A 5,996-nucleotide genomic window follows, 5' to 3' on the forward strand; every position below is an offset into this window, starting at 1 on the left:
CCCGCCCCCAGCCAGTCAGGCGGTGTCGCACGTGAGCAATCTCGAAGCCCAGCCGGCGGAAGTCGGATGCCGAACCGTCGCCCAGAACGCGGTCGCCCAGAACTCGTCCGCACAGAACTCGTCGGCACAGAACTCGTCGGGCGAGAAACGACGTCCATTGCGGGCCGAGGTCCTCACCGCCCGTGACGTCCCCCTCGGCGGTCCGCGCGCGATGACGGTCCACCGAACCGTGCCCCAGCGCAGCCGATCGTTGATCGGTGCCTGGTGTTTCGCCGACCACTACGGTCCCGACGACGTCTCGGTCACCGGCGGAATGGACGTGCCACCGCATCCGCACACCGGATTGCAAACGGCGAGTTGGTTGTTCACCGGCGAGATCGAGCATCGCGACACGATGGGCAATCATGCGATGGTCCGGCCGGGTGAACTCAACCTGATGACCGCGGGGCATGGCATCGCCCACACCGAGGTGTCCACCCCCGACACCACGGTGCTCCACGGCGTGCAGCTGTGGATCGCGCTGCCCGCCGACGCCGTGGACACGCCACGGGATTTCGCGCACTACGCGCCACCGCTGGTCACCGTCGGCGAGGTCACCGCGCGTGTCTTCCTCGGTGAGCTGCTCGGCAGCACCTCCCCCGTGCACACCTTCACACCGCTCCTCGGCGCCGAACTCCATTTACCGGCAGGCGCGGAGATCGCCCTCGACGTTCGCGACGACTTCGAACACGGATTCCTCGTCGACTCCGGCCGCGTCGACATCGTCGATTCCACCGCCCCCACCATCGAACGCACCCAACTCGGGTACGTCGGACTCGGCGCGAGCACCATCGCTCTGCGCAACCGCGCCGAGGGCGCAGCTCGCATCGTCGTCCTCGGCGGCGCACCGCTGAACGAGAACATCGTGATGTGGTGGAACTTCATCGGGCGCAGCCACGACGACATCGTCGCCTTCCGCGAGGAGTGGATGGCGCACAGTGAGCGCTTCGGTCAGGTGCAGGGGTACACCGGTGAGATCCAGCACCTGCCCGCCCCCACCCTCCCCGGTACGCGCCTGCGGGCGCGGGAGAACGTGCCGGGGCGGGCGCAGGAGGGCTGAGAGCAGGAGGCGTGAGCGCTCAGGTGCCGAGCAGCCGCGCGAAGTTCGCGATGCCTGCGGACTCGGCGGCGGTGTCGTTCTGGCTGTCGTTGTCGGACAACGCATCCGCGAACGCCCGGGACTGCTGTATGCCACTCTCGAGCAGCGCCGCGAGTTCCCTTGCGGCGCGGTCGATCCGATCACCGAGGGTGGTGGTGTCACCGGAGCCACCCGCCCAATCCTCGGCGGCGGCGTAGACACCCGTGGGCACCACGATCATGCGCAGGTAGCCGAACAGCGGACGCAGCGCGTGGTCGAGCACCATCGAATGCCGTGGGCTTCCACCGGTCGCGGCAATCAGGACCGGCGTGGCCGCCATCTCGTCGACGTCGACGAGATCGAAGAACGTCTTGAACAGGCCCGAGTAGGACGCATTGAAGACCGGGGTGGCGACGATCAGGGCATCGGCACCCTGCACGGTGTCGATGGCCGCGCGGGCAGCGCCGGTGGCAAAGCCCGCGGCCATCGACCGGCCGAGGTCCACGGCGAGGTCGCGGAGATCGATTGTCGTTGTCTGCACCCGGTTTTCACCCAGCACACCGGTCACCGCCGAGACGAGCCGGTCGACGAGCATCCTCGTCGACGACGGCTCGCCGAGCCCGGCATTGACCGCGACCAGTCGGATCATGCCTGCACCTCGTGTTCCTGTATCTCGTCTTCCTCATCGGCGTGCACCGCGGCATCACGCGCCGCCACCAGCGAGGCGTGTGTCGGCGCGTCCGGGACCTCTGCGGGACGCCCCTCGGCGAATCCCTGACGCAATTCCGGCAGGACCGCGCCGAGTTCGTCGAGTTGTTCGAGGACGGTTTTCAGCGGCAGACCCGCGTGGTCGATGAGGAACAGCTGGCGCTGGTAGTCGCCGAAGGTGTTGCGGAACGACAGTGTGCGGTCGACGAATTCGGCCGGGCTGCCCACCGTCAGCGGGGTCTCCCGACTGAAATCCTCCAACGATGGACCGTGCCCGTAGACCGGCGCGTTGTCGAAGTACGGCCGGAATTCGCGGACCGCGTCCTGGGAGTTCTTGCGAATGAAGAACTGTCCGCCCAGCCCGACGATCGCCTGGTTGGCGTTGCCGTGGCCGTAGTGCTCGTAGCGTTCACGATAGAAGTCGATCAGACGCTGGAAATGCTCTGCGGGCCAGAAGATGTGGTTCGCGAAGAAGCCGTCACCGTAGTACGCGGCCTGCTCGGCGATCTCGGGGCTGCGGATCGACCCGTGCCACACGAACGGCGCGACACCGTCGAGGGGGCGGGGCGTCGAGGTGAACGACGTCAGCGGGGTGCGGAACTTGCCCTCCCAGTCGAGCACCTCCTCGGTCCAGAGCCGGTGCAGCAGATGATAATTCTCGATCGCGAGCGGAATACCCTGCCGGATGTCCTTGCCGAACCACGGATAGACCGGGCCGGTGTTGCCACGGCCGAGCATCAGATCCACCCGCCCGTCGGCGAGGTGTTGGAGCATCGCGAAATCCTCGGCGATCTTCACCGGATCGTTGGTGGTGATCAAGGTGGTGGCCGTCGACAGATTCAGCGTCGAGGTCTGTGCCGCGATGTAGGCCAGCGTCGTCGTCGGCGACGACGAGAAGAACGGCGGGTTGTGGTGCTCACCGAGTGCGAAGACATCGAGTCCGATGTCCTCGGCCTTCTTGGCGATCTCGACGATGGCCTTGATGCGCTCGTGCTCGGTGGGAGCAACTCCCGTGGTCGGGTCCACCGTGATGTCGCTGACGCTGAAGAGTCCGAATTGCATGTCGCGCCTCCTGTGATTCCGGGACTGTCATCCAGCTTAACCGGACCATGGTCCGGTTAATTCCGGACCTCGGATGCCCCATCTTCCGGGCACGCTGACCTGGGTGAGTTAGTGTGGGCTTACCCGATCCTCGATGGGAGTCAGAATCATGAAGCTTCGGAAGTCCGTTGCCGCGGCCGCCCTGGCCGGTGCCGCCGTCTTCACCGTTGCCGCCTGCTCGAGCAGCGACGACAACGCCTCCACCACGACCGCGAGCACCTCGGCGGCGACGAGCGCCGAATCCAGCGCCGCGGAATCCTCCGGCAGCGACGCACCCGCTCCCGCAGATCTCGACAACGCCGCGGCTCAGGCCATCCTGGACAAGGCGCTGAACCCCGACACCTCCAGCACCGATCTCGACGCCGTCGTCGACACCAGCAGCCCGCTGACCAAGCCCGCGATCCAGGCCTTCGCCAAGGGCTCCAAGCAGATGGGTTACACCTACAAGGTCACCAAGGTCAGCGGCGACGGCAACGATGCCGCTCTGGTGACCTTCGATGTCGGCGGCGCACACTCCGCCAGCGGCCTGCAGATGAAGTTCGTCAAGGTCGACGGAAGCTGGAAGCTCTCCGGGGACGCGGTGACCTTCCTGCAGTCGATGGCCGGCGGTCACTGACCTCCGACAACGCACTCCCGAGCGCCGCACCGGAAGCCTCCGGTGCGGCGCTCCTGCATCTGCGACCGGTGTGGCTGTAACCGATGCGGCTGGGACCGATCACGCTGGGACCGATCACGCTGGGACCGGATTGCCCGACGCGAGCGCCGGTAGCATGGCAGGACCCGGTGACGGCCGGGACATCGATGCCGAGGGAGGCGCTGTGCGAACCGATCAGGTCACCCGTCCGATTGCGCCCGCGGTGACCGATCGTCATGCGCGCTGGCCTCAGGTGAACGATCTGGTCGATGAACCCGTGGAACCCGAGACCCCGCTCTCCGAGATCCCCAGCGCCCGGAGCGATGTCGTGGACGGGCCGCTGCCGCCGATCGGCGACCTGTGGGGTCGGGCCGAACTCGATCCGATCCCCGAGCTCACAACATCGGGCGTCGGACCTGTCGTCTATCCGCGTGGACGCACCGCTCCGGCGGCAACCGCAGCGGTGGTGTGCGGCGTGGCCTCGGTGCCGCTGACCCTGGCACTCGGCATCGGTGGTGTGCTGGGCATACTGGCGATCATCCTGGGAGTGGCCGCGGTACGCACGATCCGTCGAACACCGGGCATGCGTGGCACCGGTCGCGCGGTGGCGTCGATCGTGATGGGGACGGGCAGCGCCCTGGTCGGGCTACCGATTCTCGCGCTCGTCCTGATGGTCGGCTCGCTGCTGTAGAGCCGCGCGCGGCACAAAGTGCGCGCGCTGCTGTCGCAGGCCGGGACGGATCAGCCGGCGACGCGCAGATGTCCGACGGTGGGCTCGAGATGACGGCCCAGCCAGGCGACCACCTGGTCGATGTTGCGGCCCTGCTCGTCGGGGTCGGAGATCTCGGCCAACGCCGGGACCGAGTGGAGCACGGCTGCGTAGAACGCCGCCTCACGCGACATGCCGTGCTGCGCCATGACCACCTCGAAGGAGTCGAGAGCCTGATCGAGTTCGCCGTAGGTCACCATGTGCCCGCCGAAGCGCACCGCCGGCAACGACGGCGTCATGTCCGCTCTGTCGCGGATGTCCTGCAGTAGTTCATTCATGTGACACTCCCCCACCCGGCTGACTTGATTCATGGTCATCACCCTTCGATCAACCTCCCCGTCGACCGAGGGTTTCTTGCGATCAAGCATCAATCGCTGCGTAACGATATGGGTACCTTACCGCGCGAAATGTGGCGGATTACACACTAAAACTGGTAACGCCCACAACAACATCGGTATATCCGTCAACAGAAACGATAGAGCGTGTGACGTGAGTGATCCATGAGGTTACTGAGTCTGATGTTGAAAAGAAACGTCGCCGTGACCACTGGGGTCCCGGCGACGTTTCGTGACATCTCGTCCTGCGTTCGACGGCTCAGCCGTTCTCCCGGGCGGCCTTGTCCGCCTCCATCGCGTCGATGAGGCTCTTGGGGCGCAGATCGGTCCAGTTCTTCTCCACGTACTCCAGGCACGCGGCCCGTGAATCCTCCCCGAACACCTTGGTCCAGCCGGCCGGGATATCGGCGAACGTCGGCCACAGCGAGTGCTGGTTCTCATCGTTCACGAGCACGTAGAAGCGGCCGTTCTCGTCGTCGAATGGGTTCGTCATCTCTACTCGACTCCTTCAGTCAATCGTCGTTGTCCTCGAGGCGGTTAGGTGAACCTCAGTCGTCTTTCACCGTACCGTCCCCGACCTCGTCGGCGGCACTAACCCCGCCCCGGTCTCCTGCCCTCCTCCGCTACGGAATCGAGCGCTGCCAGTTCGGCGTCGAGCACCGGGCCGATGACGGCGAGCGACGCCGCATCGGCCATCCCCAGATGGTGCGTGGCGACGTCGACGTTGCGGATCTCCCCGGACACGTAGGCGCGCCACCCCTCGGCGATCCTGCGCGGATCGTCCTTGTCCTCGGTCGCGGTGAACACCTGCAGATCGCCGCGGAAGACCGCCGGCACGAAGTCCAGGACCACCTGCGGCGACAACTCGAAGCTCGTCATGATGCGATCGACCTGGTCGGCGCCCAGCAATCCCATGCCCGCGATCTGGGCCCGGATGATCGCGGTGACCTCCTCCGGCGTGGACGCCTGCACGTCGTCACCGAGATCGAACAGGTCGCGCCAGCCACCGAGGACGTCGACGACCACCGAACCGTCCTGCTCGGCGCCGGGTCGTGCGGTCGCGTCGGGGGCGGGCTCGACGGTCTGCTCGGTCGCCCCCGGGTCCTCCGGTACGGAGTCCATGACGCCGAGGAAATCGACGGTCTCGCCCTCGCTCTGCAGACGCGTGGCCATCGCATGCGCGATCACACCACCGACCGACCAGCCCAGGATGCGATACGGGCCATGCGGTGCGACCTCGCGGATCTGCGCGACATAACGCTGCGCGAGCGCGTGGGCATCGGTGATCGACGGTTCGCCACCGACCACATGCGGGTCCTGCAGGCCGTAGAT

The 5,996-nt window shown here is 66.4% G+C and carries 8 protein-coding genes; 3 read left to right on the forward strand and 5 right to left on the reverse strand.

Going from position 1 to position 5,996, the window contains the following annotated elements; all coding sequences use genetic code 11:
- Positions 1-31 precede the first annotated feature (31 nt).
- The gene (locus B1964_RS17505) at positions 32-1,099 is read left to right on the forward strand and encodes a pirin family protein (RefSeq protein WP_079930663.1); all 1,068 of its coding nucleotides are present in this window, start codon (positions 32-34) and stop codon (positions 1,097-1,099) included.
- A 19-nt stretch (positions 1,100-1,118) separates the two neighbouring features.
- Here B1964_RS17505 and B1964_RS17510 read toward each other — a convergent pair whose 3' ends face one another.
- Positions 1,119-1,766, reverse strand: a complete 648-nt coding sequence (locus tag B1964_RS17510) for a CE1759 family FMN reductase (RefSeq protein WP_079930662.1) — start codon at positions 1,764-1,766, stop codon at positions 1,119-1,121.
- Positions 1,763-2,887, reverse strand: a complete 1,125-nt coding sequence (locus tag B1964_RS17515) for an LLM class flavin-dependent oxidoreductase (RefSeq protein WP_020170455.1) — start codon at positions 2,885-2,887, stop codon at positions 1,763-1,765. Before B1964_RS17515 ends, B1964_RS17510 begins: the two co-directional genes overlap by 4 nt.
- 148 nt (positions 2,888-3,035) lie before the next feature.
- Here B1964_RS17515 and B1964_RS17520 point away from each other — a divergent pair, with 148 nt between their 5' ends.
- A complete protein-coding gene (locus B1964_RS17520; RefSeq protein WP_006370448.1) occupies positions 3,036-3,542 on the forward strand; it encodes a hypothetical protein in 507 nt (168 codons plus the stop codon).
- 202 nt (positions 3,543-3,744) lie between these two features.
- Positions 3,745-4,251, forward strand: coding sequence for a DUF4190 domain-containing protein (locus tag B1964_RS17525; RefSeq protein ID WP_079930664.1), 507 nt, complete (start codon positions 3,745-3,747; stop codon positions 4,249-4,251).
- Positions 4,252-4,301: 50 nt separating this feature from the next.
- On the opposite strand, the gene B1964_RS17530 is transcribed toward B1964_RS17525, so the two are convergent.
- From B1964_RS17530 to B1964_RS17540, 3 genes are all read right to left on the reverse strand, one after another.
- Positions 4,302-4,646, reverse strand: a complete 345-nt coding sequence (locus B1964_RS17530; RefSeq protein WP_006370450.1) for a hypothetical protein — start codon at positions 4,644-4,646, stop codon at positions 4,302-4,304.
- 277 nt (positions 4,647-4,923) lie between these two features.
- Positions 4,924-5,157: an MbtH family protein gene (locus B1964_RS17535; RefSeq protein WP_006370451.1), complete on the reverse strand. Its 234-nt coding sequence runs from the start codon at positions 5,155-5,157 to the stop codon at positions 4,924-4,926.
- Positions 5,158-5,255: 98 nt separating this feature from the next.
- A partial coding sequence (locus tag B1964_RS17540) for a thioesterase domain-containing protein (protein ID WP_253194042.1) occupies positions 5,256-5,996 on the reverse strand: 741 nt, incomplete at its 5' end.

Origin of the sequence: Gordonia sp. i37, from assembly GCF_002043085.1 — a bacterium.
In the GTDB taxonomy this organism is placed as follows: domain Bacteria; phylum Actinomycetota; class Actinomycetes; order Mycobacteriales; family Mycobacteriaceae; genus Gordonia; species Gordonia polyisoprenivorans.

Coding starts and splice junctions, on each gene's coding strand:
- B1964_RS17520 (WP_006370448.1), top strand. CDS start 3,036: ATGAAGCTTCGGAAGTCCGTTGCCGCGGCCGCCCTGGCCGGTGCCGCC.
- B1964_RS17515 (WP_020170455.1), bottom strand. CDS start 2,887: ATGCAATTCGGACTCTTCAGCGTCAGCGACATCACGGTGGACCCGACC.
- B1964_RS17510 (WP_079930662.1), bottom strand. CDS start 1,766: ATGATCCGACTGGTCGCGGTCAATGCCGGGCTCGGCGAGCCGTCGTCG.
- B1964_RS17530 (WP_006370450.1), bottom strand. CDS start 4,646: ATGACCATGAATCAAGTCAGCCGGGTGGGGGAGTGTCACATGAATGAA.
- B1964_RS17535 (WP_006370451.1), bottom strand. CDS start 5,157: ATGACGAACCCATTCGACGACGAGAACGGCCGCTTCTACGTGCTCGTG.